22 protein-coding genes and 1 pseudogene are annotated in these 26993 nt (G+C 55.1%); 4 read left to right on the top strand and 19 right to left on the bottom strand.

What is annotated here, in order from left to right; genetic code table 11:
* Positions 1-679 precede the first annotated feature (679 nt).
* Together IFT53_RS09810 and IFT53_RS23740 are read right to left on the bottom strand one after the other, a co-directional pair.
* Complete coding sequence (locus IFT53_RS09810) at positions 680-1039, bottom strand: DUF4406 domain-containing protein (protein ID WP_192064544.1); 360 nt, start codon at positions 1037-1039, stop codon at positions 680-682.
* Positions 1039-1353: pseudogene (locus tag IFT53_RS23740) on the bottom strand (GDP-mannose pyrophosphatase); the annotation flags it as partial. The pseudogene IFT53_RS23740 and the gene IFT53_RS09810, both read right to left, overlap by 1 nt.
* A gap of 9 nt (positions 1354-1362) precedes the next feature.
* Here IFT53_RS23740 and IFT53_RS09805 point away from each other — a divergent pair.
* Positions 1363-2160 (top strand): DeoR/GlpR family DNA-binding transcription regulator, encoded by a 798-nt coding sequence (locus IFT53_RS09805; protein WP_192064973.1) that lies wholly within the window; start codon positions 1363-1365, stop codon positions 2158-2160.
* 598 nt (positions 2161-2758) lie between these two features.
* Here the strand turns inward: IFT53_RS09805 and IFT53_RS09800 are convergent.
* The 6 genes from IFT53_RS09800 to IFT53_RS09775 all read right to left on the bottom strand — a co-directional run bounded on the left by IFT53_RS09800 (position 2759) and on the right by IFT53_RS09775 (position 9184).
* On the bottom strand, positions 2759-3613 hold the full coding sequence (locus IFT53_RS09800; RefSeq protein WP_192064543.1) for an alpha/beta fold hydrolase: 855 nt from the start codon (positions 3611-3613) through the stop codon (positions 2759-2761).
* 1 nt (position 3614) lies between these two features.
* Positions 3615-4661, bottom strand: a complete 1047-nt coding sequence (locus IFT53_RS09795; protein WP_192064542.1) for an ABC transporter ATP-binding protein — start codon at positions 4659-4661, stop codon at positions 3615-3617.
* Positions 4658-5632 carry an ABC transporter ATP-binding protein gene (locus tag IFT53_RS09790; RefSeq protein ID WP_192064541.1) on the bottom strand — a complete coding sequence of 325 codons (975 nt, stop codon included), beginning with the start codon at positions 5630-5632 and terminating at the stop codon, positions 4658-4660. Before IFT53_RS09790 ends, IFT53_RS09795 begins: the two co-directional genes overlap by 4 nt.
* Complete coding sequence (locus IFT53_RS09785) at positions 5629-6549, bottom strand: ABC transporter permease (protein WP_192064540.1); 921 nt, start codon at positions 6547-6549, stop codon at positions 5629-5631. The genes IFT53_RS09790 and IFT53_RS09785 overlap by 4 nt, the downstream gene beginning before the upstream one ends.
* Positions 6542-7522, bottom strand: a complete 981-nt coding sequence (locus IFT53_RS09780) for an ABC transporter permease (protein WP_042618814.1) — start codon at positions 7520-7522, stop codon at positions 6542-6544. The genes IFT53_RS09785 and IFT53_RS09780 overlap by 8 nt, the downstream gene beginning before the upstream one ends.
* Positions 7523-7603: 81 nt before the next feature.
* Positions 7604-9184: an ABC transporter substrate-binding protein gene (locus tag IFT53_RS09775; RefSeq protein ID WP_192064539.1), complete on the bottom strand. Its 1581-nt coding sequence runs from the start codon at positions 9182-9184 to the stop codon at positions 7604-7606.
* 237 nt (positions 9185-9421) lie between these two features.
* Between IFT53_RS09775 and IFT53_RS09770 the strand changes: the two genes are divergently transcribed.
* Positions 9422-10087 carry a MarR family winged helix-turn-helix transcriptional regulator gene (locus IFT53_RS09770; RefSeq protein ID WP_192064538.1) on the top strand — a complete coding sequence of 222 codons (666 nt, stop codon included), beginning with the start codon at positions 9422-9424 and terminating at the stop codon, positions 10085-10087.
* A 58-nt stretch (positions 10088-10145) separates the two neighbouring features.
* Here the strand turns inward: IFT53_RS09770 and IFT53_RS09765 are convergent, their stop codons facing one another.
* The gene (locus IFT53_RS09765) at positions 10146-12338 is read right to left on the bottom strand and encodes a putative bifunctional diguanylate cyclase/phosphodiesterase (RefSeq protein ID WP_192064537.1); all 2193 of its coding nucleotides are present in this window, start codon (positions 12336-12338) and stop codon (positions 10146-10148) included.
* 433 nt (positions 12339-12771) lie between these two features.
* On the bottom strand, positions 12772-13188 hold the full coding sequence (locus tag IFT53_RS09760) for a winged helix-turn-helix transcriptional regulator (RefSeq protein WP_192064536.1): 417 nt from the start codon (positions 13186-13188) through the stop codon (positions 12772-12774).
* Positions 13189-13304: 116 nt separating this feature from the next.
* Between IFT53_RS09760 and IFT53_RS09755 the strand changes: the two genes are divergently transcribed.
* Both IFT53_RS09755 and IFT53_RS09750 read left to right on the top strand, forming a co-directional pair.
* A complete protein-coding gene (locus IFT53_RS09755) occupies positions 13305-14324 on the top strand; it encodes a zinc-binding alcohol dehydrogenase family protein (protein WP_192064535.1) in 1020 nt (339 codons plus the stop codon).
* Positions 14325-14830: 506 nt separating this feature from the next.
* A complete protein-coding gene (locus IFT53_RS09750) occupies positions 14831-16825 on the top strand; it encodes a diguanylate cyclase (RefSeq protein WP_192064534.1) in 1995 nt (664 codons plus the stop codon).
* 454 nt (positions 16826-17279) lie between these two features.
* On the opposite strand, the gene IFT53_RS09745 is transcribed toward IFT53_RS09750, so the two are convergent.
* The 9 genes from IFT53_RS09745 to IFT53_RS09705 form a co-directional block, all read right to left on the bottom strand.
* Positions 17280-17798 carry a DUF992 domain-containing protein gene (locus IFT53_RS09745; RefSeq protein ID WP_192064533.1) on the bottom strand — a complete coding sequence of 173 codons (519 nt, stop codon included), beginning with the start codon at positions 17796-17798 and terminating at the stop codon, positions 17280-17282.
* A 47-nt stretch (positions 17799-17845) separates the two neighbouring features.
* Complete coding sequence (locus IFT53_RS09740; protein WP_192064532.1) at positions 17846-18103, bottom strand: BON domain-containing protein; 258 nt, start codon at positions 18101-18103, stop codon at positions 17846-17848.
* Between the two features lie 65 nt (positions 18104-18168).
* Complete coding sequence (locus IFT53_RS09735; RefSeq protein WP_192064531.1) at positions 18169-18348, bottom strand: CsbD family protein; 180 nt, start codon at positions 18346-18348, stop codon at positions 18169-18171.
* 161 nt (positions 18349-18509) lie between these two features.
* Positions 18510-20015 carry a helix-turn-helix transcriptional regulator gene (locus tag IFT53_RS09730; protein ID WP_192064530.1) on the bottom strand — a complete coding sequence of 502 codons (1506 nt, stop codon included), beginning with the start codon at positions 20013-20015 and terminating at the stop codon, positions 18510-18512.
* A gap of 701 nt (positions 20016-20716) precedes the next feature.
* A complete protein-coding gene (locus tag IFT53_RS09725) occupies positions 20717-22546 on the bottom strand; it encodes an ABC transporter ATP-binding protein (RefSeq protein WP_192064529.1) in 1830 nt (609 codons plus the stop codon).
* A 16-nt stretch (positions 22547-22562) separates the two neighbouring features.
* Complete coding sequence (locus tag IFT53_RS09720; RefSeq protein ID WP_192064528.1) at positions 22563-23321, bottom strand: DUF1028 domain-containing protein; 759 nt, start codon at positions 23319-23321, stop codon at positions 22563-22565.
* Between the two features lie 4 nt (positions 23322-23325).
* The gene (locus IFT53_RS09715; RefSeq protein ID WP_192064527.1) at positions 23326-25110 is read right to left on the bottom strand and encodes a gamma-glutamyltransferase family protein; all 1785 of its coding nucleotides are present in this window, start codon (positions 25108-25110) and stop codon (positions 23326-23328) included.
* Between the two features lie 20 nt (positions 25111-25130).
* Complete coding sequence (locus IFT53_RS09710; protein WP_192064526.1) at positions 25131-26006, bottom strand: ABC transporter permease; 876 nt, start codon at positions 26004-26006, stop codon at positions 25131-25133.
* A complete protein-coding gene (locus tag IFT53_RS09705) occupies positions 26003-26950 on the bottom strand; it encodes an ABC transporter permease (RefSeq protein WP_192064525.1) in 948 nt (315 codons plus the stop codon). The genes IFT53_RS09710 and IFT53_RS09705 overlap by 4 nt, the downstream gene beginning before the upstream one ends.
* Positions 26951-26993 lie beyond the last annotated feature (43 nt).

Below are 26993 nucleotides of genomic sequence, written 5' to 3'. Positions count from 1 at the left end.
GGTATCTCCGGATGCCTCCTGATTTGTCGCGGTTAGGCCGTTGCCCCACATCGAATTTACAGCCGTACATCCTTGAGACAATGCAACCGCCTGTCCCGCGAAAAAGCAGGAAAAGAAAAACCCCAGCAACAAGTTTGCAATGCTGCGGAATTCGAAGACTGCTGAAATGCCATTAGCCGTATGCTTTAAATTTCTTAGCTGCACAGAACTGACCCAATATAAAGACAAAATTAAAAACCATGAGTCGCACATATTGATGCAACGCGAAAAATCACTAACAGTTTTATTTGCAACCTCTAGCCGCAATGGGGTGTCTATTGGAGTGGTGTCGAAATTAAAATGTACTGTTGTATTTGAGATACAATCCGAGCGAAGAGCCCGCAGTTGGGGGGGGGCTGATCGAGTGTGCAGGCAGAGGCGAGTTTGATATCGTCATCATGGAGGCCCTGGACGGGCTGATGTCACAGCATTGCTTAAGCGCTTGCCTTCATGGGGGGCGATCGTCACGCTTTCTGAAGATCACATACTTTGTTGAAAGGCGGTGTCTCCGATGCTTCAACAGGTCTTCGTCTGCAAGCGAGCATTTTTCAAATGCGCGCTGCCTCCAATCATCATCTAGTTCGCGCAAAGTCTGCCTTGTCTGCGTGTAAGTCATGCACCGCCTGGCAGGGCAATTGCATCAGCCGCTCAGGCCAGGAACGTCCTCCAGACGATAGTAGACGGGAATGCCACGCGCTTGCGCCAGTCTCACGTCATTATCCGCACCATTTGAATCGCCGGGCATTCTGAGAACTGCGTCGCAGAGCTTCAAAAAGCAATCTGCCGTGGGGTAAAATATCTGATCATAAAGCTCATCTCCGAGTTTTACCCCACCTGCTGCATGCCATACCGGTAACGCGACCCATTCTCCGATCATCGGAATGTGCCCGGCTTCGAATAGTGGCCAAGATGCCTCTTCAAGCTTCCTGAGGTTGCGTTCCATTTTTTCAGGATCGTCCCCGGTTCCTGAGCGATAAGGGCCAGCAATCAAAATAAGCATTATCGTGCATCCTTGTTCGTTGGGTCACTGCTAAAAAGGTCAAGGGCTGCGTGCTGCAAAAGCATGATCGTCTTTCCGTCCCTGATCTCGCCAGCTTTGATCATTTTCATTGCCTCATCTATGGTCACTTCGAGGACCGAAATGTCCTCGCCCTCATCGATATTTCCGCCACCTTCCGATACGCGGTCACAGCCATCATATTGTCCCACAAAGAAGAACAAGCGTTCGGTCACGGAGCCGGGGCTCATGAACGCATCAAAAACCTGCCGAACGTCGCGAACACGGAAGCCGGTTTCTTCCTCAGCTTCCGCGCGGGTGAACAGATGCAGACGACAGAGCGAAGATCTCTTATTCAAAAAGTTCTGCGGGAAACCGGGCGGATAGTTGCAAAGGATTTCAGCCAGGAATTGGTCTTCTCTGAAGACACTATACGAAGAGACCTGCGAGAGCTTGCAAGCGAAGGACTTCTGCAACGGGTGCACGGTGGAGCCCTCCCGGCATCAGCGGCGACGGCGGATTTTTCAGCTCGAGAACGAATGGGAATTTTGGCCAACGTGTCGTTAGCGAAGGCCGCGGTCAAATTGATCAGTGCCAGACAGATTATCTTTCTTGACGGCGGAACGACCAATGTGCAGTTGGCTCGGCACCTGCCTCATGAAATCGCTCTCACGGTCGTCACACACAGCCCAAGTATAGCAGTGGAATTAGCGAACCATCCTTTGGTCCAAGTTGAAATAATTGTCGGGAGACTGTTCAAGCATTCTGTTGTTGCGATGGGTGCGACTACATTAGATGCAATCGAGAACGTTCGTATTGACGCGTATTTCATGGGCGTGACCGGTCTGCATCCAGATACGGGCGCCACCACCGGGGATCACGAAGAAGCCGCACTGAAGCGGCGGATTTGCCGCCAATCGAGCGAAACCGTTAAGCTCTCCCTTTTGAGCTGTAAACGGGCAGCCGTCTATTCATCTTCGATTTTCTTCAGTCTTGCCGCTTTGAGAAGTTTGGTTTTCTCTCTGTCTCCGCTTACCCGCTTTTCCTCAAGGCCGGTTGCGATCAGCTTCAGTGTATCGAAGTCATTCTTGGCTGGAGGGCGTTTGGTTTTGTTGGAATCTTGATCAGTCATTCTCAGCACCATGGATTTAGAGAAGTTGAATAGACTGTCTTTAGCATAGCGGGCAGGGCAGCGTTGCCACCATTCGTGGTCGATTGTCATCCAGTTGGAATGAGCGGGAATATTTCTAAAATAATGAGCCCTGCGCCAATGGCTCATTAACGGGCAATGACGTTGCCCCCTTGAAATAATCCATTTTGAGTAAAGTCTGGCCCATTGAGAGGACCAGGGAATGAAGCCCAACCGTTTTACAGACAAACAGATCATCGGCATTTTGAAGGAGCACGAGGCGGGCACGGTCACGAGATGAGATGAGATGAGATGAGATGCTGCGAAGCCAAATTGGCTCCGCACCGCAACCCGCCGCTACCGCCCCGAATACAGCAACCCAAAACCACTGGAGCGAACTCAAAACTGGATAAAACTTGGGGGAAACGTCAGTCAGCCTCACTTGTCCAGGTTCCAAGCCGATCCGCGCATTTGCGCAAATCGGCATTCTTGCACAACGAAACCAGTAAGTCTTATAGATATCCATTATCTTGGATGTCGCGGACGCGTCGGCTTATTTTTCTTGGGGAAGATCGAACTATGATGATTGGCTGTCAATCTGCCGAAGATATCTCAAGGCCTTGAGCAATCGACATATCTCGATTGACGGTTTCGAAAAAACGGAGCAATTCGGTCGAAAACTCCCGTCTTGCTGTCGTATTGGAATGGTCAGCGCCTTCGATCCGTTTGACCTCAAGTTTCGGCATGATCTGCTCCAGCTCATGGAAATCGTCTGTATAAGGATCGTCAGTACCAACGATGCCTAAAACCGGCACCTGCACGGACTTCATCTGCTCGGGCTGGACAACCAGACGCCCGCCGCCCAGCCGGGATGCGGCCAGCGCACGAACATCCTGGCCAGCAAGCGATAGCCTTGAACGTTCAGCGATATAGTCTTCGTCGGGAAGATCGCGGCCTTCTGGCCAAAGGCGCAAAATCTGGGATCGTTGCGATCCGTCAGCCAGTTCGGCCGCCTCCAGCTCCAACTGCCTTTGCTTTGCCTCGCTCCAGTTGAAGCGTCCTGTGGCGCCGCCGAGAACGCAGGACAGGAAACGCTCTGGCCGGTGGCAAACGAGATTGGCCAGCACCATAGCCCCAAGGGAATAACCGATCATATGGCTGCGCGTGACGCCGATATGGTCCTGCAAGCGCAGCAAATCCTGGCCCATTTCCGGACCATAAACGGCGGGGTCGTAGGGTTTGTCGCTTTGCCCATGGCCGCGTCCATCAATCGCCAACACACGATAATTCGCAGCCAGAGCACGGATCACGCCCGGCGTCCCGAACTGTCGCTCTGCGGTGCCTGAAAAGCCATGCATCATCAGCACCGGCACGCCTTCCCCCGCCTCAAGATAGTGGATACGAACGCCGTTGGAGTTGAAGAATTTCGATTGAGGCTCAGAGGTCATTTTAAACGGTCCGTTTGTTAAGGGGCTGCTGCGACGGCGCATTGGGGATATCGTTGAGGTGACAGGCACCCAGATGGCCCGGTGCAATCTCGCGCAGTGGCGGCACGCTGCGGCGGCAAATATCCATGGCGTGAACGCAGCGAGGATGGAAATGGCAGCCTGGGGGCGGTGCCAGCGGTGAGGGTATCTCGCCCTTGATGGAAGGGAATTTGGTCGAGCGGCGATCCATGCGCGGGATTTGCGACAGCAAGGCCTGTGTATAGGGATGATTGGCCCGCTCAAAGATGTCGGTTTTCGTTCCCTGCTCGACAATGCGGCCGAGATACATGATCGCCACCCGATCAGACAGATGGCGCACGACGCCAAGGTCATGGCTGATAAAGAGATAGGTCAGACCCAGTTCCGACTGGAGATCCACGAACAGATTGATGATCTGGGCCTGAATGGAGACATCAAGCGCTGCTACGGCTTCGTCGCAAATGACCACCTCCGGGTTGACGGCCAGAGCACGGGCGATGCCGACGCGTTGGCGCTGGCCACCGCTGAACTGGTGGGGAAAGCGACGTTTGAAGGCGGTATCGAGGCCGCAGCGCTTCATCTGCAGATCAACATAATCTTCCAGCTCCGACCGCCGGACGAGACCATGCAGATGCGGTGCCTGACCGATAATCTGCGCAACGCGGTGGCGCGGATTGAGGCTGGCATAGGGGTTCTGAAAAATCATCTGCACCCTTAAAAGCGCACTGCGGGCCTTTTTCGCCGAAAGAGCATAAGGGTTTTCACCGTTGAGGTGAATTTCACCGTTTGAGGGCGGCGTAATACCGGCGAGCATCCGGCCCAGCGTCGACTTTCCGCATCCGCTTTCACCAACAAGTCCAAGCACTTCGCCTCGCCGGATCTGCAGGTTGACGCCATCTACTGCATGGACAACGGAAGGCTGCTTCAGTGGGATACCAAGGCGGCGACCGGTCTTTAAAAGCAGCGACTGGTGGCCGCCGAAGGTCTTGCTCAGGTTTTTCGCTTCAATAACGATAGGCGCTTGGGTCATGTGTCAGCCTCGATCGGATGCAGGCAGCGGACGCTTCTAGCCGGAGCCATATGGGTCAAAGGCGGTGTCGTGCGACAGAGCTCGTCGGCGCGTTCACACCTCTCCCGAAAGGCGCAGCCTTCGGGAAGATTCAAGAGATTTGGCGTCATGCCGGGAATCTGTGCCAGATGTCGCCCGGTGACATGCGCGCCAGGCACGCTGCCGATCAAGCCGTGCGTATAGGGATGGCGCGGCGCACCAAGCACCTTATCTACGGGCCCGCTCTCGATGATCTTTCCGGCATACATGACCGCAACGGTATCCGCGAGTTCCGAAACCACCGACAGATCATGCGTGATCCAAATGATCGAGGTGCCGTAGGTCTGTCCCAGACGTTGCACTTCAGAAAGGATCTGGCCCTGGATGGTCACATCCAAAGCGGTCGTGGGTTCGTCTGCGATAATCAGATCAGGCCGGTGCAGCATCGCGATGGCTATTGCCACACGTTGCCGCATCCCCCCGGAAAACTCATGGGGATAGGCCGATATACGCTCAGCGGGGCTGGGAATGCCAACGCTGCCAAGCGCGTCGCGCGACCGTTCCCAAGCTTCCTTTCGCGACACCTTTTCATGCGCAAGGACAGTTTCGATCATCTGCTCGGAGATCCGCAGAACGGGGTTCAGCGTCATCATCGGATCCTGGAAAATCATCGCGATGCGGTTGCCGCGCAAATGGCGCATCTCCGGCTCAGAAAGGCCGATCAGGTTGCGCCCCTGAAACAGGATTTCGCCGCCGGTGATGCGGCCGGGTGGATCAACCAGACCCATGATTGAGAAGCCAGTGACGGTTTTGCCGGAGCCGCTTTCACCGACCAGCCCCATGATTTCGCCGCGGCGGATATCGAAAGAGATCTTGTTAACAGGAACCAGCGTACCGGCACGAGTGATGAACCGCGTCTCAAGATCGCGGACGGAGAGTGTGATATCAGTCATTTTTGGTTCTGCGGGTTAAGGACATCGCGGAGATGGTCACCGACGAGATTGATCGAGACAATCGTGACCAGGAGGGCAATGCCGGGAAAGAAACTGATCCAGTAAGCCCCTGACAGCATGAAGCTGTAGCCGTTCGAAATCAGGAGACCCAGGGATGGTTCGGTCAAGGGTACACCGAGACCAAGGAACGAAAGGGTGGCCTCCAGGCCGATCGCACCGGCGATCTGGATGGTACAGATGACGATCAGCGGTGGCATACAGTTCGGTAAAAGGTGCTGCATGACTTGCCGCCACTTCGGGATGCCGAGGCAGGCGGCGGCTTCCATATATTCTTTCTTTTTTTCGACAAGCGCAGCGCTTCGGGCAACGCGCGCATAGATGGTCCATTCCACCAGAACCAAGGCTAGTGTGACATTGAAGATGCCTTTGCCAAGCACACTGAGCAACATCAGGGCTATGAGGATGGACGGAAACGACAATTGCAGATCAACCAGCCGCATCAGGAATGCATCGACACGCCCGCCTGCATAGGCAGCAATCAACCCGATGGTGCTGCCTATGATGCCGGCGATGATGGCGGAGCCCACCCCAACCAACAGGGAAATACGCAGGCCATAGATGATGGCTGAGAGCATGTCTCGACCCTGCTCGTCCGTGCCCAGCAGGTAGGTCATGCCGTCGGGGGAAACGGTGCCCGGCGGCAAGCGAGAGTCGAAGAAGTTGATCGTCATCAGATCATAGGGGTTCTGAGGGGAAACCAAGGGGGCGGCGATGGCCAGAAACACGATGGTCAGAAAGACCGCGGCACCCACGGCAGCAACCGGGTTTGATAGGAAGTCACGCATGAACATCGAAAGTCGCCCAGATTCTGCGCCGATTGAGTGCGGCTCGCTCTGCGCTAAGGGAGTGTCAGTCATTGCGGTTCTCCACGCGGATCCGGGGATCAAGGATCGTATAAAGAACGTCCACGATCAGATTGATGATGACGAAGAGGATGACGATCATCACGAGGTAGGACACGATGACCGGGCGATCGAGCACCGTGATACTATCGATGATCAGCTTGCCCATGCCGGGCCAGGCGAAGATGCTCTCGGTGATAATGGCAAAGGCGATCAGACGCCCGAAATCCAGTCCGGTGACGGTGACAATCGGGATCAGCAAATTGCGCAGGATATGAACAAACACGATCCTGCGGGGTGCCAACCCTTTCGCACGGGCAAACTTGACGTAGTCCATCGAAATGTTTTCGCGCACACCCGATCGGGTCAATCGCAAGACCAGGGCTATGTTGCCGATGGCCAGATTGAGCGTTGGTAGTGCCATGTGCGCCAGGCCATTGAGGGTCAGAAAGCTCCACTCGATGCCCAACACATTAACAGTCTCGCCACGTCCCGATGACGGTAGCCAACCCAGACTGACCGAAAATACCATGATCAGCATGACGCCGACCCAGAAGGACGGAAGAGAAAAACCCAGCACACTTCCAGACATGATCACGCGACCCGAGATGGTGTCGGGATAGAACCCAGCGTAAAGGCCCAGGGGAATTCCGATGATGATCGATAAAAAGACGGCGCCGAAAGCCAGTTCGAATGTTGCCGGTGCGCGTTCCAGAATGATCTGCAGGGCGGGCGCATTGTAAACGAAGCTGCGGCCCATGTCGCCGTGCAACGCCCCACCCAGGAAGTCGAGATACTGTTTCCAAAGTGGCTGATCCAGCCCCAGTTGGATAAGCTGACGCTCGCGGTCCTGCTGATCGGCCAGTGGGCTGATGAGAATGTCCACTGGGTTTCCGATTAGATGCAGGCCGACGAAAACAATAATTGTCATCACAAGCACGACAAGCAATGCCTGGCTCAGACGCTGGATGAACCAACTCAGCGACATCTCGATTTCCTTTTAAGTGGCCGAAGGGGCGACGGACGTTTGGTGCGCCCCGTGCGTAGGGAAGGCTCGAACGGTGTTCGTCTATTTCACGATGTTGACGAAACGGATCAGGCTGCGATCCATGAGATTAGCGTCATAGGTCAGGTCCGACTTGCTCGCCCACGCGTGGGACTGCCAGTAAAGAGGGATCAGGTGACCACGTCCCTCTTTCATCACAAGCGCCGTCGCTTCCGCGAGTTTGGCGTTTCGCTTGGTCTCATCCATTTCCTGCAAGCCGGAGATGAACAATTCATCAAATTGCGGATTGCTGAACATGGTTCTGTTCGATGCGCCTAAACCGGCTTCTGGGTTGTTCGTCGCCATCATGTTGCGCAGAAAAGCCGACGCATTTGGGCAGCAGCCGTTATACGCATATTGGAAGAGGCTCAGCTGGCGGTCCCTTTGCATTTGCAGGATCACGCTGAATGGTACCGAGTCGACCGAGTTGATCTTCACGCCCCCACGCGAAAAGAACTGCGCGATGGCTTGAAGCGATGCAGAATCTTCAGGGAAACGGTCGTTGGTGGAATGGATCGTCAATCCAAATCCCTGGGGATACCCCGCCTCGATCAGCAATTGCTTTGCGCGCGCTGGATCGTACGGATCGGGGGTCAGATCGGGATTGTAGCCGCCAAGGCCAGGCGGCACGACCTGGCCTGCTGGTGCACCCAGGCCGTTGGCAATCCGTTTCACGAGAAGATTGCGATCGATCATCAGCGAAAGTGCCTGGCGCACCCGCGGATCTTTCAGCGGATTGACCGTCATCGGCTTGCCATTAAGGTCGGTCACCCAGGGTGAAACGTCGCGCGCCGTATCCAGTTGAAGATGGGTGAGGCGCGTGGTCAGGCCCTGGCTTATGTTGAGATTGCCGCGTGCTCGAATGGTATCAAGATCGGTCGGGGGCACATTTTCGATAATGTCGACTTCGCCTGATAACAACGCTGCGATACGCGCCGGATTGTTCGAGATGAACCGGTATGTGACATTGTCGAATCTCGGCTTTTCACCCCAGTAGTTTTCGTTGGCCGTCAGCATCAGCCGGTCGCCGCGCAGCCAACGTACGAACTTATACTGGCCGGTGCCGATGGCCGCCTTGCCGGTATTGTAATCCTCCGTGTTCATGCCTGCCCCTGCAATATGCGATATGATCGGCACTTCGCCGAGCTGATCAATCAGCAAGGGGGAGGGTTCGTTTGTCTGCACCCTGATCTTGTGTAGGCCGATCGCTTCGACCAACTTCACCTCTTTGAGATTGCGGGCAAAATTAGCTGTCGAAGTCGTGGTTGCCTCGGCTCGCTTAAACGAAAAAATGATGTCCTCAGCGGTGAACGGACTGCCGTCGTGGAACGTCACGCCCTCTCGCAGATCGAACTCCCAGGTTGTCGGATCGACGATGCGCCAGGATGTTGCCAGCAATGGCTGGATCTGGAAGTCCTTGTCATAGGTCACAAGAGACTCAAACATATTGGGCGTCGTGGATGCTTCTGGCCCGGCCGCATTGAAGAGCGGGTCAATGGCCGCGTGTTCAGTGGTTCGCGCAAACACAAGATCGCGTGCCGATACCGATGTTGCTCCAGCAAGGCACAAGGCCGATGCCAACACGATCCTCAAATAACTCTGCATCTCAGGTCTCCCCCCTGTTCCGTTTCGAATGTTGCAAATGGAACTAATTAATTGCTTTGAGCAACTAATTAATTGTTAGGCAAGGAGGACCAAATTGTTAGGCATGGCTGCACGGAGCGTGCAGAGGGCGTTGGAGACATTAAAGAGAAAAAGCTTAGGACGTGTCTGACGAACGCTGGTTGGTACGTTCGATCCAACTCCAAAGGAGGCGTGCCACAACTTTGACGATTGAACCACATGGGCCAGCTCTACAACCAAATGGTTGACATTGTGAAAGAGTTAGGAAACATTTGGATTTATTCAGTTTCTCTGCATCCACCTATAAGCGCGAGCAAAAACCATATGTATGCCCCCCAACCCACAGCCCCGCTTGACGGTATTGGCGACGACACGTCCGATGTGCGCTATCTGTTTTCCTATAATCTTCAACGTCTTGCGTCAGTATCTTCGCAGGCCACGATGTTATATATGCTGGAAGACGCTGGGCTGACGAGCCAGGAATGGAGGGCCTTGGCCATTCTGGACTTTCTTGGAAGCGCTCCGATGAACTTGCTTGCTCAACGTGCCGGAATCCAGAAAAGCCAGACCAGTCGATTGATTGCCAGCCTTGAGCGCCGCAGGTTGATAATCCGCAAGACAGATACCTATGACAAACGCATCAATTTGTTATCGCTGACGCCATCCGGCCGCGATCTGGTCAATAGCCTGATGATCCTCTCACGCGACCGCAACCGGCGGATGCTGGAGGCACTGGATGAGTCCGAACGCCTGACGCTGATGCACCTCATCAGCAAGGTGACGAAATCGTCTCTTGGCTTTCTGCAAGAGCTTAAAGGCAATTCATCAAGAGCGGCAGCAGTGGAACCAGAACCTGCAAGTATCTTTGAAAACTATGGAGCCTAACTGCTCAGGCAAAGGTTTGAGCGCTGAAGGCTAGATCAGGTATTTGACGGGCTTGAGTTCAAACTCCTACCGCAATCTCGTCCGTAGCAGTCGTCAGATAAAGATGTCTAAAGTCGCTCGCCTTCATCGGGCGGCCGTATAGATAGCCTTGTCCTTCATCGCATGCGTAGTGCTGCATGAGACGTTCCTGCTCGACGGTCTCAATACCTTCAGCAATAACTTCGAGATCAAATCCCGCCGCAAGTTTTGCGACCGCTTCCACGATCGCCTCGTCTTTTTTATTGCGCTCGCTACCGCTGACAAACGAACGATCAATCTTCAGACGGGTGACCGGATAGTCTTTTAAAAGGCTCAGGGATGCGAAGCCGGTGCCGAAGTCATCAAAAGCAATGCCCACGCCGAGTGAGCGAAGGTGATGAAGCGGCTCCATAATCCGTTGTTCATTTCGCAGAATGATGTTCTCTGTTATCTCTAACTCGAGCGAAGTTGCCGGTAAATTGCTGTCCGAGAGCGCTGCCTCGACCGATTTGGCAAAATCCCGTGTCCGGAATTGTGCTGCAAAAAGATTGACTCCGATCCTGAAATTCTCGCAACCAGCTTTGCGCCATTGCGCGGCCTGCGCGCAGGCTGTTCGCAATATCCATTCGCCCACCGGGACAGCAAGAAGGCTTGTTTCCAGTACGGGCAAAAAAGCAGCAGGCGAGACGACGCCGAGCTGCGGATGGTTCCACCTTATCAGTGCTTCTGCCCCGGAAAGGCTCCCATCGCTCAGTTTGATCTGAGGCTGGTAATAGAGCTCAAACTCCTGATTTTCCCAGGCTTGACGGATCGAGGAACTCAGAGATCCTTTTTTCAAAGCCGTTTGGCGAAGCTCAGGGGTGAATATGCGGACGAGGTGGCGACCGTCTGCCTTTGCCTGATAAAGGGCCAAATCTGCGTTCCCGAGCATCTGCTCACTGTCATCTTCAGGGCCCGATTTGAGGGAGATGCCGATACTGGCCCCAATGTGAATGGGCTCGTTGTCGAACTCTATAGGTTCCTCGATAGCAGCGATAAGCGCCGAGGCAAGCTCACTGGTTTTGAGGGGATCCACCGTTTCAGACATCACAACGACAAATTCGTCCCCGCCCAGGCGGGCCACCATGTGGTGCGCAGGCACGCTTTCTCGGAGACGGCGTGCGACAATCTTGAGTACAAAATCCCCCGCAGAGTGTCCCAGCGTGTCATTGACATCCTTGAAACCGTCCAGATCAAGAAGGAGGAGCGCCAATGGCTGATTGCTTTCGCAAGCCTGCCGGAGACGCAGCTTCAAACTCGCCCTGTTTGCAAGGCCGGTAAGATCGTCGTATTCGGCAGCATGTTTTAGCTTCTTAACAGCTTCCAAACGGCTCGTTATATCGCGAATAATAGCGCCGAACTGCGTTTCTCCTGCCTCGCTCCAATGCGAGAGGGACAGCTCTATTGGAACGTCGGAGCCGTCACGACGCTTTCCCGTCAAATTGACTGAAGTCCCTATGATATGAGGCGGACCGCCGGAAGCCACTCTGGCGAGACCCGCGCCATGTCTGGCCCGCATAGCGTCGGGCATGATAATATCGAGAGGTTTACCCAGCGCTTCTTCTCTAGAATAGCCAAAAATCTCTTCTGCGGCCGCATTCCATGACGTGATCTGGTTTTTGCCATTTGCGCAGATGATGGCGTCTGGAGATGTGGATGTAATGTTGATGAATTTGTTACGGCTAGTCTCGCTCTCCCGTTCTAACCGTCGCAATTCCATTCGTTCAAGGACCATAGCTGCCAGATCCTGAAGTACTCGCTGGTCACGATCCGAGAATGTCTCTCTCGGTTTCGGATCAATCAAGCATAAGCTACCAAGCGCATGCCCCTCAGACGTGGTGAGTGGGGCACCAGCGTAGAATCGAATGTTCGGATACCCCGTAACCAACGCATTTGATCGGAAGCGCTCATCTTTGGACGCGTCGGGGATAACAAAGACGCCGGATTCCATGATTGCGTAGGTGCAAAATGAAACATCTCGTCCCGTCTGGCACACATCCAGGCCGATACGAGCTTTGAAAAATTGCCGGTCACGATGAACCAACGAGATCAAAACAGTTTGGACATCGAAAATCCGTGACGCCATCTGTATGATATGGTCGTATTCACGCTCGGGCGCGGTATCCATCAGCGCGAAACTATCCAGCACCTCAATCCGTTTTTCGTCATCGTCTGGAATCGGGTTTAGGGTCATCACAATCGCTCGCTCGATTTATATTGAAATTTAGAAATATCGAAAAAGCTTAATGCACAATGATTCTGAAGCAATAATTTCGGCCAGCACGTCAAACCATGCCATTAGCCTTTATGAGTTCTAAATAAATCGAGCTGGTTCTAAGTGAAGTACAGAGTGATAGCTGTTCAAATACATTTGGACTGTCCGCATCGGCCGCCCAAAATCTAAGCTATTGGTAAACTTCACGTTGTCTCAGTCCGTTCATCATCCTAGGGACTTTGAAACCGACACTCTATCTGCCAGCTTCCCACCGTTGCCGCCATATGAAGCAGACGCAGTGATGATGACCTTGATCTCTTTTGCCGCGGTCGCTGAACGCTGCGTCGCTTATCGGCGACTGTAAAATGACATGTAGACGTCAATTTCGCACATCGGGATTATGGACGATGTATCAGGATGCTTGCGCGACTGTCCGTTCGGTGCGCGTATCTCCAGCTAACTCCTGCGGATTAAGGCCACGTGGCTTGCCGTACAGTCCAATATTGACATCACCCCAAATCTTAAGTGCCAGCAGGATCGGCTCCATGGTGCGGCCAAGCTCGGAAAGGCTGTATTCCACCTTGGGCGGAACCTGGGCATAGACCTTGCGTGTGATCAGCCCATCGTCCTCGAGTTCTCGCAACTGGTTGTTGGTCAGCATCCGCGGCGTGACGTTGACGATATGCTTCCGCAGCTCATTGAACCGCAACGTACCGGAGAGGAGGTGAAAAAGCACAACCGATTTCCATTTTCCGTCGATGAGGCCAATGGCTGCCTCTACCGAACAGCCGGGAGAACAATCGAAGCGCGAATGGCGGGCTTTTGCCATGACAGTATCCTTTTTGATACTACGTGTGTTTTTTGTGCGTATTGCGTCTTTATGATAATACCTCATCTTACCTACATATCAATTGCCAAGGCAGTTGATCATTAAAGGAGCAGAACATGAAGGCTATTGGTTACAAGGCGCCAGGCACAATTGAACGCGAAGACGCACTGCAGGACATCGAACTTCCCCAGCCGGTGCCAGTGGGCCGGGACGTTCTGGTTGAGGTGAAGGCCATTTCGGTCAATCCGGTAGATACCAAGGTTCGTAAGGGCGCGAGCCCTGAAGCTGGCCAGTGGAAGGTGCTTGGCTGGGATGCCGTCGGCACTGTTGTGGAAGCTGGACCTGCTGCGAAAGACTTCAAGGTCGGCGACGAGGTGTTTTATGCAGGCTCGCTTATCCGTCCCGGTGCCAACAGCGAGTTTCACCTCGTTGACGAACGGATTGTTGGCAAGAAGCCAACCACTTTGTCCAACGCCCAGGCTGCGGCTCTGCCTTTGACGGCTATCACCGGCTGGGAAATGCTGTTCGACCGGCTGGATATTCGCAAGCGCGTTCCGGGTGCAGCAAATGCCATCGTCATCATTGGCGGTGCAGGTGGAGTTGGCTCCATTGCCATCCAGCTTGCGCGAGCCCTGACGGATGTCACCGTCATTGCCACGGCATCGCGGCCGGAAACGCAAGATTGGGTAAAGACGCTCGGCGCCCATCACGTGATCGACCATTCCAAGCCCATTGCAGAACAGGTGGCGGCGCTCGGCATCGGTGCGCCAGCCTTTGTCTTCTCGACAACGGAAACACACCGGCATCTGAAGGAAATCGTCGAACTCATCGCGCCGCAGGGCCGGTTCGGACTGATCGATGACCCCGATAGCCTCGATGTACTCGGCTTCAAGCGGAAATCTGTATCCGTCCATTGGGAATTGATGTTCACCCGGTCGATCTTCGAGACCGCCGACATGGCAGAGCAGGGCAAGTTGCTGAACGAGCTGTCTCGTCTGATTGACGAGGGCAAGATCCGTACGACCGTGACCGAGGTCTTGTCTCCCATCAACGCGGCCAATCTCCGCCGAGCCCATTCCGCCATCGAGAGCGGCAAGACCAGAGGCAAGGTCGTGCTTGAGGGTTTTGTAAAGTGAGGTAGTGATGCTTCGAGGCAGGAGAGGTTCGACCCCTCTTTTGCTTCAGCCATTTTCAGCAAGTTTGAAGGATGGCCGCCATCACAGTGTTGCTCACTGATCCCCTGTAAGACCTGTGTGATCATCACGTCCTAGTCGGTGATGTTCTCCTTTCAATAAGTTGCTCATCACCGCAGGCACATTGCACTGACAGGCGATTGACCCTAACGGGCCGCCAGGCCAACGGCCAAGATATGCGAGGGGGGCATCGCATGACCTCCTTACCTCGACGGTCTGAGACAGCATGAGAAAAACCTGCGCCGTTCAGAAACTTCCCCCGGAGAAGCGGTGTAGCTTCATGCGACCGCAATGCTCCAAAACACAAGCTAAGAATTATCAGGCAAACCTTATTTAAGAGGTGCAACATGTTAGGCCTTCATTGACGGCTGGGTGCTATGGCCTCACCAGAGACGTCAACAAGGGAACAGGGAATGTCTATACTCTATCGGATGGGTGTGCGGTCGCGCATGGTCACGCTGATCTCTACGGCCATCCTTCCCTTTCTGGCATTGATTGCTGCAGGCATCATCTTTTCCTACGATGAGGCGGACAGAGCTGCCAGGAGAAATGTCGCCTCCGATGCACAGCTAAGCGCGGCGAAGTTCTCCCGCATTTTTCTCGATGCCAAAGTCGTTTTGGGGACCTTGCGGGGTATGCCGCCTCTCCAGACCGCGGATCGCCCGCGTTGTGACAGCTTTGTCCAAAAAGTTCTCGCAAACCAACCGGTCTTTGTGACCATGGGCATTGTGGATGAACAAGGGAACATCGTTTGCCACAACAAGCCTGAAGCGACGGGAAAATTCGGTGATGCAGAGCTTGCACGTCGCATGGCGCAAGCGGCGCCAGATGATCTCGTCGTTGGTCGTTTCATGATTGGTCCAGTCAGTAAAAAACCGACCGTTGCGGTCATGATGCGATTGCCTTCGGCAAAGAACGGCGAGCGACTCTCCCTGTTTGGCTCGCTGAATCTCGACATTTTCAGTCACCTGGCAAAGTCGATCGCAGCTGGCACCAATCATACCGTCGCACTCATCGAGCCTGCCAATCAGCGTGTGTTGGTCAGTTGGCCAGCCATAGGCTCCTTCGGAGCAGCGTTTCCTGATCATCCCCTCATCCAAGCGATCGCCCAGAACCCGCAAGGCGGTACGTCCTTTTCGATAGGGTTCGACAGCATCCACCGATTTTTCGGATACGCTCCAGTGATCGATGCGACGGGCAGCTCATTGGCCGTCTCGCTCGGGCTTCCCGAGAATGAGGCATTTGCGGACGTTCAGGTGCGATCAAATTACGCCATAGTCTTGTCCGCGCTCGCCTTCGTCATCGCCACTCTGCTGTCTGCGACGATCGCTTATTGGACACAACTGAGCCCACTTGTGCGGCTGGTGCAAAAGTCAGAGCGCATTGGTGACGGCGAATTTTCCGACCAAGTCGTTATTGAACCCTGGCAGGCTCATGAATTTCGAGGTCTCGCCAGTAGCCTCAACAAAACGGCTCACAAGCTCCTCGTTGCCCAGGAAATTGAAAGGCGGACGATCGAATCTGACCGCCGTTTCCGCCTCGTGGCGGACAATACGGCGGACATGATTACGGTGATCGATCCTACGGGTACCCGCACCTTCGTATCCGGTGCGTGCCGCGAAATTCTGGGTTTCGAACCCGAGGAGCTTATTGGCAAGAATGCACTCCAGCTCGTGGTTGCGGAGGATCGGGACCGGGTGAAAGAGCTTTTTGGGAAGACGAGCAGATCTGAGGATGGTGGCAGTGAGCGATATCGTGTCGCCCGCAAAGATGGCTCTCTTTTGTGGGTTGAAGTGAGTGGTCGGCGCATGCCTGGCAGCGGCGACTTCGTTTTTACCATGCGCGATATATCGAAACGAAAAGCGGTCGAAGCGGAGCTTGAGGCAGCAAATATCCGGCTCTCTAGACTTGCGACGATTGACGAGCTCACAGGGATCAACAATCGACGCGAGCTGAACAGACGTCTTGATCTCGAAGCAAGACGCGCTGCGAGGGAAGGGCTGCCACTTTCTGTATTGCTTATAGACGTCGATCATTTCAAAGCCTTCAACGATACATATGGTCACCTTGAAGGAGATCGATGCTTGCAGGAGGTAGCCGTTGCAATTTCGAATGCAATAGGTCGACCGTCGGATAGTTGTGCCCGGTACGGCGGTGAGGAGTTTGCCGTGCTTCTTCCCAACACATCAGAGGAGGAAGCATGTGCTCGTGCCGAGATTATCAGAGACGCTATTGCTTCGTTAAATCGCAAGCATTCCGGCAACGAAGTCGGACATGTCACGATCAGCATTGGTGTCGTTACGAGCAACGGGCAATTGGAACAGCGTGAGCTTCTGAAACTTGCCGACGATGCTCTCTATTCTGCAAAGCGGAGTGGTCGCAACAAGGTGGTCGCGTCGACTGGAGCTCAGACATCGGCAGTTCATGCGTTTCGCAAACGTTAGTAACCCTTTCAACGCGGCAGTAGATGGAGCGCAGCGAATTCGCGAGTGCGGCTGTGATCTGCGGCCTTGAACCCCTAGCCAAAACTACTCGTGATAACGCGATTCCCGACCATCTTGTGGTTGCGGACACCGCAATTGTGGGTCAGGAGTCTCACCATTATACCGATCACGGGCATTCCGAATGGATTGATGACAGGTAAGTGCAGGTCACTGCGTTCGAATCCACACTGGTGTCTGACCGTCCAAGATTTCGAATGGAACGTGACGAAGAACCGCCGCCCTTGCCTTCGGCATGCGGTTTCGCGTTATCAACCTCTCAACAGCGCACTGCTGATATCTTCGAGCAAAGGCCAAAGGCCGCCTCATGCGCTGCTTAATATGGAGCTAACTCGCGTTGCGTTGGTCTTAGGCTAGATGGTCCAGCGCGATCCATGCAACGCGAGTGGCTGGTGATTTAGCTCGCCTTACGCAGTTGCACGCGCGACACACCGGCGGCGACATTCAGACCCGATCCGACCTCCGCACTGAGCGGCTGTAGTCCAAAATTCTTTGCGTTTCCACCGATCAGGGCGTTGGCACCAAGACCGACACCGAGCGAAGCGCCTGCCGATGCGCCGACATATGTTCCGGCAAGACTGCCTTCGCCGACGGTGCTTGGCGTCGTATTGACAACGATCCAGCTCAGATAGGATTTTCCCGTGACGCCAACATCGATTCCGAGTTTGCCGATCGTTCCAGTGTAGCGTTCAACCTTGCCTGTGCGCTGTTTAAATTGGCATTCCACAGTACGGCTGGAGCCGAGCAATAGGCCGATACCACCTGCGACTTCGCAGGACAGGGTGCCGACGCGTTCCTTGGGCTGCGATGCAACTGGCTGACTATTCTGCTTCTTGTTATGATGCGTGCTTGCTGCCGAAGCGACGGAACTGATAGCGAGGGTGCTGACCAGTGCGAGTAAGAGCGTCTTTTTCACATTACGTTCCTTTTCTGATTGCTTGATCGAGCCTTTTCTTGACGGTCTCAAGCTGGGTGGCCAATCACTAGGATGCTGCATGTCACCCGCCCCGACCTGAAATCGGCGGCGAGGGCGGTGGCCGCGTGTGCGGCCTCTTGGGACGGAGCTGTGCCGGTGAGCTTGATGGTGCCGTCAATGACTTCAACATCGATCTGGCAGTCTTCGAGGCCACTGGTGTAAGCCAACAGGCATTTTATCGCTGCGCTGGTGGCGCCAAAGTCTGCAGCGGGCTTGACCACGCTCGAGAACAGCGGAAATAGCATAGTGATTGACCTTGGATGGGAGATATGGCTCGCCAGCCGTGGCGAGCCCGGTTTAAGCGCTTCTGTTACTTCAGCGCGTCCCTGACCGAGTCCTTGCTTTTACCGACTGTGCTCTGCACTTCACCGGCTGCCTTGTCGATCTTGCCTTCCGCTTCGAGCTTCTTGTTGCCGGCGAGTTTGCCAGCAGCTTCCTTAATTGTGCCCTTCAGTTCTTTTGCGGCACCCTCGATACGGTTCTTATCCATGATACATCCTTTCCACAGACAGCGTTTCGATCATCTGACCCCGGATGTGCCGGCGTCACGATGAAGGAGATAGAACGACAGGCGGCGGAATTTCAGATTGGAAAGTACTATTGCAATTAGTATCAAATGACCTTTTTACGGGGTGAACGTCATTTTCAGCGTTATTTTTTCCCGTTGCTTGCCTTCGACTTCGCTTCCGTTCCGCCCGTAAAGCCACGCTCGCGTGCCCATATGACTGCTGCAGCGCGCCGATTTACCCCGATTTTTCCGTAAAGTGATGCGATATGGTTGCGGATGGTATTCTTGGATAGGTGCAGGCTGTCTCCCATCTCCGCGTCGCTTTGGCCGTTGCAGATCAGCCCGAGTATTTCCCGTTCCCGATCGCTCAGCTCCATCAGTTGCGCAGTTGGGGGAACCGCTGAACCCTGCTTGAGCGTCGCGAGGCGATCAACGATAGAGCGGCTAAACCAGGAGGTATCGGCCATGACGCTCTCAATGGCCTCCACCAGTTGCGCTTCGCTGCGCCTGCGTTCGGTCACGTCCTGAAGAGCCCAGATCACGCATTGCTCGTCATTGATCTCGACCCGCTCTGCGGAAACGAGGCAATCGGCCATGCCGCCATCCTTCTGCTTCATGCGCAGCGGCTCGTTTCGGATAAAGGTGTTATCGCGCAGCTTCTGCTCCAGCGCGCGCCGGGCGGATATATCCTCCCACAGGTGAAGTTCGCCGGCCGTTCGGCTTACGACCTCCGTCAGGCCGTAGCCTGAAATCTGCAGGAAAGCGTCGTTAGCCTCCGTGAACACAAAATCGTCTAGCCTTGATATGGCGGCCGGTGCTGGCGAAAGCCGGAACGACTTGGAGAACCGCTCCTCGCTCTGCCGCAATGCATTCTGTGCTTTTCGACGGGCGTCGAGGTCAGCGAAGGTGAACAGCATGCACGGCTCTTCAACCACAGCAATGGGCTCGCCGGCGACGATAACAAGCCGATCCCCACCGTCTGGAAGCGGAACAAGCGCTTCGCGATGGCGGATCACCCGACCCTCGCTGAGCTTGTGCAATGCGTCCTCGCCCGTTTCGCAGTTTGAGAACAAACCAATCGACTGCACGGTTTTCCCGACGACATCTTCCTTGGCGGATCCCGTCATCTCAAGAAAACCCTGGTTAACGCGAATAAAACGGTGGTCTTCCAAGCGGCAAATGAGCCCAGGTGCGGGATTTGCGTTGAACGAACGTTCGAACCGCTCCTCTGCTTCGAAGCGAGGCGTTTCATCGCGCATGATCAGAGCTAGCACATCCGATTTGTCGCCGGAATCGGCGATGACCATGCTGCGAATGGTGTGAACCCATACCAAATCAAGATCGCCTGACGGCGATACCTCGACCGTGACATCATCGACCGTTTCGCCGGACAAGAGACGCTCAATCGGATACTGGCCTTCCTCAAGTGGATGATTGTTGCGATACCGCAGCGTGAAGTTCCGTCGATAGCCCGCAGCGTCCCCGCCAAGATCATCGATCCCGTCCACGCGGTGCATTTCGATTGCGGCAGTATTTGCCCACGCAATGCGCCCATCTTGTTCGACAAGCATGATGCCGTCACTCAGCCCACCTATGAGCTCCTGGAGGCTAACGCGGTTAATTCTGGGTCGATTGGCAGCTTCACTCATGTCTCTTCTCAACTGTCTTTTCTCGACAAATACGTCGCATCCTTCCTTGAAATGGAAAAGAAGAAATTGCGAATGGTCAATGCCGAGCTCAATTTTGTAATCTCTCGAACATCAAGATGTACGCCCGTGCCTCAATACAAAGATGCCTAGGAGCGCCCGATAACGTTTTGAGCATCAGCTATGTCCTGTGATTGACACCAAGTCAGATCAAGGGGATTCAAAATGCCCCGGATTGAGCGCTACTAGAGGTTGCATAATGAATTTTCCTCCTGCTAGGCTTTTACCGAACATTTGCAATCTTTTGCGAACGGAGGACGAGAGCGTGATAAGGCTTTAGAAAGATACTGACAGCCAGAGGCTGGGCCTCTGACGCAAATCGACCTGGGGTATCGCACTGGTATCTACTTGGCTGAAATCCACTTTAACCGTGTTAGAGAGCTGCATGTAAACGAGTTACCCGAGCCGCGCCGGTCCACGCTGGTCGTGGAAGGCGCCTCCCTAGTGGCTATGGTCTCGCAGCCAAAGACGGCCGCCGACCTTATAGAAGAAGCAGCGCAACAAGCCTCATTTTTCGCTGAAGTCCGGTCTCTGCGACCAGTCTTTTATCATCAAAAAGCCAAAGCGAAGGAAGCCTGTCACTTCAGGGCCCCTGGTTCGATACGGTTCAAACCGAATGCACTGGTGTTCCATTAATAACCCCATTACGCCAAGACCGTGTGCCCCGGTGAAATGATACGGTAAACTCTTTCCGGGCTGTTGTATCCCAACGGACGAATTGGGCTTTTCAGTTCATCGATCGCAGCATTGCGGCGCAAGCCTCGCCGTGCGGGATCAGGTACTGGCACTGCGGCCATCAGTTTCTTGGTATAGGGGTGTTGTGGATTGGCGAAAATCGATGCTCGTGGGCCGATTTCTACGATCTCACCAAGATACATGACCGCGACGCGGTGGCTGACGCGTTCCACGACTGCCATATCATGGCTGATGAAAAGGAAGGCGATCTTAAATTGCTCCTGAAGATCGAGCATTAGGTTGCACACCTGGGCCTTGATCGACACGTCGAGAGCAGAGACGCTTTCATCCGCGATGATGACCTTGGGGTTCAATGCCAGTGCACGCGCAATAGCGATACGTTGACGCTGCCCGCCGGAAAATTCATGCGGATAACGATCCATCATTGAAGCGGAGAGACCGACGCGTTCCAGCAGATCCGCAGCCATCTCTTTGGCTTGGGAATATGGGGCGATGTTGTGTTTGATCATCGGTTCGGCCACCGCATAGCCCACCGTCATTCGCGGATTGAGGCTTGAGAAGGGGTCCTGAAAGATCATCTGTACGCTTCGGCGCATGTTGCGCAGCGCGACCTGATCGAGCTTTAGAACATCGAAACCATCTAGAGTGACCTCACCACTGCGCGGTTCCACCAAGCGGGCAATCGAGCGCCCGGTCGTTGATTTGCCGCAGCCGGACTCGCCCACCAGAGATAGGGTTTCGCCCTGAAACAGGTCAAAGGAGACATTTTCCACAGCGTGCACAGCACCCGTTGGCCGGCCCAACAACCCTGAACGTATATCAAAACGTGTCACGAGGTTTTTGACCGAAAGAACGGGCGTCATGCCGCCCTCTACGGTATTGGGGACTTCTTTGGCTTCCGAGATTTCGCCGCTTTCCATGTCCACACGGGGAAAGCGCAAAGGCCACTCATGCCCCTCCATGGAGCCGAGCTTAGGAACTGCTGCCAGCAAGGCGCGGGTATAGGGATGCTGGCCACGGTGAAAGACATCGGCAGTTTCGCCGGTTTCGACCTGATCGCCGCGAAACATTACGATCGTGCGGTCCGCAATTTCGGCAACGACACCCATGTCATGGGTGATGAAGAGAACGGCCATGCCTTCCTCTTCCTGCAGCTGTTTGATGAGATCGAGGATTTGGCCTTGAATCGTGACATCGAGTGCGGTCGTCGGCTCGTCGGCGATCAGCAGCTTGGGTCTTGATGCCAGCGCCATGGCGATCATCACCCGCTGCCGCATACCGCCTGAGAATTGGTGCGGGTACTCTTCGAAGCGGCTTTGCGCATTTGGAATGCGAACCTTTTCCAGAAGCCGGATGGTTTCTGCCCGCGCTTGCGCCTTGTTCATGCCCTTGTGACGGGTCAGCACTTCCGAAATCTGGCGACCAATCGTGAAGACAGGATTGAGCGATGTCATGGGTTCCTGAAAAATCATCGCCACATCATTGCCACGCACCCCGCGCATTTCTTTTTCGGGAATTGCGAGAATATCTCGTCCACCAAGCAGGACCTTGCCTTCGATGCGGCTGGAGCGCGTATCCAGCAACCGCATGACGGAGAGAGAGGTGACGCTCTTGCCCGATCCGCTTTCCCCGACGATGGCAACGGTTTCTCCTGCGTTCACCTCGAAGGAAAGGTCGCGTACGACGCTCTTCCATTCCCCGTCCACCATAAATGAGGTGGTGAGGTTTTGAACCGAAAGGACGGTTTCGCGCGGCGATGTTTTAACGGCTTCGGTCATATCGTTTTCCCCGGCATCATGCTGGTTTCAGCGGCGTCGCGAAGGACGAAGAAGGCACGCCCTTCGCTGCTCGCGCCGCTTCCACAGCTGCTATTTTGTCATCGATTTCAGCTCGGTCGCGCATTCCATGCGGATTGGCGCGCGTCGGCATGGTCTCGGCCACGTACAGATAACGTTCCTGCGCCACCGCATAGAGGCGGCGGAGTTCCGCCAGAGGGTCGGCGTGGTCATCGGTGCGAATGTCCAGCCACGGATAATCCTGATCCCGGTAGATCACCAGCGCTGCCGATTGCTTGCCGCGTTTGTCTCCACCTGCGGCTTCGCCTGCCTCAATGGCAAGAAGCAGACGTTCGGCAAATGGCAGGCCCACAGTGTTCTTGTAGACCCTCATCGTCTCTTCGATCACCTGAGGCCCGGCCAGCATGTTGCCTGCGACGGACACGTTGTGATCCACCAGGTGTCCCGCCCAATCAATGCAGCTTTGTCCGGTGAAAGCTGCGTTGTGACCTTCGGCATCGGTCATATGTAACTGCCGCTGGGCGCTGCCTTCATCCCTCGATATGAGGGAATCGATGATCTCTTGCGGCATCTTGCCTTCGGCAAGTTGGGTCAATCCATCCGTGCCATAGGTGGGGTTGATAAAGGCCTGTGTCGCAATTGCGCCGATCTTGCCGCGAATATGCGGAACGAACGCGCCAACCGCAAAGAAGCGGGTGGCAACGGCAATTCCCAGATGGCCGGTTTCGGGTTCTCGCGCGACGATGGACCAGGTCATGCGATTACCGTCCCACTGCGTAGGCTTGCATCAGGCGTGGAGTGGCGGCAGCCCTCAACAAACCGTCGGCGTCTCGTCGCGCCGCGGTCAGGCGACCAACGGTCCAGGGGTCGGCTGCGGAAATATCATGCCCACGCGTCTTGAGATCGGAAAGTGCTGCCTCGCCTATGCTGCTCTCGATCATGACATTGCCCGGCTGGCGCGTACGCGGATAGAATGAGCCTGGGAAGTGGGTGGTATGGAACAGCGGCAGGTCGATTGCCTGCTGCAAATTCATGCCGAAATGGGCGTAACGCAGGAAGAAAGAGAGTTGCCACTGGTCCTGTTGATCACCGCCTGGCGTTCCGAAGGCCAGCGTCGGCCTTCCCTCAAATAGGGCCAGTGATGGCGTCAGTGTCGTACGCGGACGCTTGCCGGGTGCCAGAGATGTTGGCAGGCCCGGCTTCATCCAGAACATCTGCGCGCGGGAATTGAGACAGAAGCCAAGACCGGGAGTGATAGGCGACGACTGCAACCAGCCACCGGATGGCGTGACCGACACCATGTTGCCGTCACGGTCGATGACATCGATATGCACTGTATCGCCGCGTTTTTCGGTCAGGTGCGACATGGTCGGCTCGTAGACGGCACCGATGCCTGCCATCGAATTGAGCATGCCCATGGTGAGATCATGCTGCGCATCGAAACCGGGAATGCGACCGGGGCGCAGGTCCATAGACGCTTTTTCGGTGATCAACTTGCGGCGTTCGTCATTATATCCGTCCGACAGCAACGTCTGTGTCGGGATTTGTACGAAGTCCGGGTCCCCGTAATAAACTTCGCGGTCGGCATAGGACAGTTTCATCGCTTCGACGACCGTGTGGACGAAGTCCGCGCCTGCGGGATCCATCGAGCCGATATCGATGCCCTTCAGGATCGCCAGTGACTGGAGTAGCACCGGGCCTTGCCCCCATGGACCTGTCTTGGCAATTGTCCAGCCGTGATAATCATAGGTCGTGGGTTCTTCGATGGTTGCCGTCCAGTTGGCCATGTCCTCTGCGGTCAGTACGCCCTTGTGGCGATTGCCGCTGGCATCCATGACTTCCGCTGTCTTGAGATAGTCGCTGATCGCCTCCGCGACGAAACCGCGATAGAATGCGTCACGTGCAGCGTCGATGCCAGCCTCGCGGCCGGGCCTGGCCTCAGATTCCACGATGATGCGTTTCCACGTCTCAGCGAGAACTGGGTTCTTGAAGCTGGAATACGGCTCGGGTGCAAACCCGCCCGGCAACCACGTCTCATAGGAGGTAGGCCATTCCTTCTGGAAGAAATCGGCCAGTCCCTTGATGGTGGCTGCCACGCGCGGCAGCATAGGATGACCGTTTTCGAGGTAGTAGATGGACGGCTCCAGCACTTCGCGAACGGTCATGGTGCCGTAATCGCGCAGCATCAGCATCCAACCATCGAAGGCACCGGGAATGACGGTCGCCAGCAGGCCATCGCCGGGGATGAGGTCGATGCCCTCAGCGCTATAATGCTCGATGGTGGCCGCTGCAGGTGCCGTGCCCTGCGCGCAGATGACCTCGACCTTGTCTTTCTTTTTCGAATAGATGATGGCGGGCAGATCGCCACCTGGACCATTCAGATGCGGCTCCAGAACCTGCAAGACGAAACCGGTGGCAACGGCGGCGTCAAAGGCATTACCACCTTTTTCCAGAATGCTCATGCCGACAGCAGAGGCAATCCAGTGCGTTGATGTGACGACGCCGAACGTACCCAGAATTTCAGGGCGGGTGGTGAATGTAGTCATTGCAGTATCCTTTGGAATTCTTAGTTTTCGCGCGGATCGAGCGCATCGCGCAGACCATCGCCAAGCAGATTGAAACCGATCACGACACAGAAGATCGCCGCCCCTGGCCACATCGCCATCCATGGCGCCTGGGTCAGGAAGTTCTTGGCGACGTTGAGCATGGAACCCCAGCTTGGGGCCGGAGCCTGTTGGCCAAGGCCGAGGAAGGAAAGGCTTGCTTCGGCGATAATGGCGGTGGCGACCGTCAAAGTCGCTTGCACGATGATCGGTGGCACAATGTTGGGCAGGATATAACGCAGCATGATATCGCCGTGGCCAAGCCCGATGGAGCGTGCACCCTCTATGTAGTCCTCCGTCTTGACGGCGAGCACCTGCGAGCGTGTAAGCCGCACGAAGATCGGCATGGCGGATAGGCCGATGGCAATCATCGCATTCATCAGGCTGGGCCCGAGGAACGCGGCGAGCGCAATTGCCATGATCAGAAATGGCATGGCGAGAAATGCTTCTGTGATGCGCGAAATCACCTGATCGACCCAGCCACCGAAATAACCGGAAATGAGCCCGAAGGGAACGCCGGTCAGGACGGCTATTGCGACCGATATGACACCCGCCATCAACGAGGCCTGAGCACCCCAGATCATTCGGGATAGAACGTCGCGGCCAATATCGTCGGTACCGAGCCAGTGCGCTGCCGAAGGTGCTTTTCGGATGGTACCCCAACTCGTGGCGAGCGGATCTGCCAGCGGCAGGAGGGGTGCGGTGATTGCAAGTAAAGTGAAGAACGCAATGATGATGAGACCGGCAATCGCACTGCGATTACGCTTCATTTTCTTCCACGCCCGGTTTTCGCGGGGTTTTGTCTTTGCGGCTGGGGCGGCCTGTACGGACACACTCATATGGCTGCCCTCATGCGTGGATTGAGAAGAACGGTCACGACATCTGCCAGCAGGTTCATGAAGATGAATCCAACGGCTGTGCACAGCACGACGCCTTGCACCACCGCGTAGTCACGGTTGAACACTGCATCAACGATCAGCTTGCCAAATCCGGGAATGGTAAAAATCTGCTCCGTGAGGACGGCACCTGCCAGAAGCTCGCCGAACAGCAGTGCCGTCAGCGTTATCACGGGCAAAAGCGCGTTCTGGAACGAATGGCTGAGCACCACTTCACGGGTGGACAATCCCTTGGCACGAGCCGTGCGGATATAATCGGACTTCATCACTGACAGCATGGATGAGCGCGTGTGCCGCATGAGAGTTGCAGCAAGTCCGGTGCCCAGAACGAATGACGGCATGATCATCGTTTGCAGTGACCGCATTGGATCAACGAAAATGGACTCGTAACCCGAGGCCGGTAACCAGCCAAGTTGAACCGAAACCAGGAGAATCAGCATGATGCCGAGCCAGAAATTAGGAATGGAAAGCCCTGACAAAGCAACGATGTTGGCCAGATAATCAATCCACGTGTTCTGCTTCACGGCCGCAAGAATGCCCATCGGTACGCCTATGACAAAGGCAAAAAACATTGACATCAGTGCGAGCTGAATGGTGACGGGCAGCTTCTCAGCCACCAGTTCCAGAACCGGCTGGTTGGTGCGCAACGATACGCCGAAATCTCCCTGCACCACGGACCCTAGCCAATAGAAATACTGATACACGACAGGATCGTTCATCCGGTATTTCTCGCGCAGCAGTTCAATAACCGCGGGGTCGCGCTCTTCTCCCGCCATGGCGAGAATTGGGTCGCCGGGCAGAAGTTTCTGCAACGAAAAGACAAAAACGGAGATGATCAGCAGCGTCGGTATCGCTACCAGCAGCCGCTTGGCGATGTAGATATGCATGAAAGCAAATCCTTATACGGGCAAGCTTTGGAGTATGGCTGCG

Origin of the sequence: Rhizobium sp. CFBP 13644 (assembly GCF_014842165.1) — a bacterium.
In the GTDB taxonomy this organism is placed as follows: domain Bacteria; phylum Pseudomonadota; class Alphaproteobacteria; order Rhizobiales; family Rhizobiaceae; genus Agrobacterium; species Agrobacterium tumefaciens_C.
This window is presented reverse-complemented; position numbering and strand designations above follow the sequence as displayed.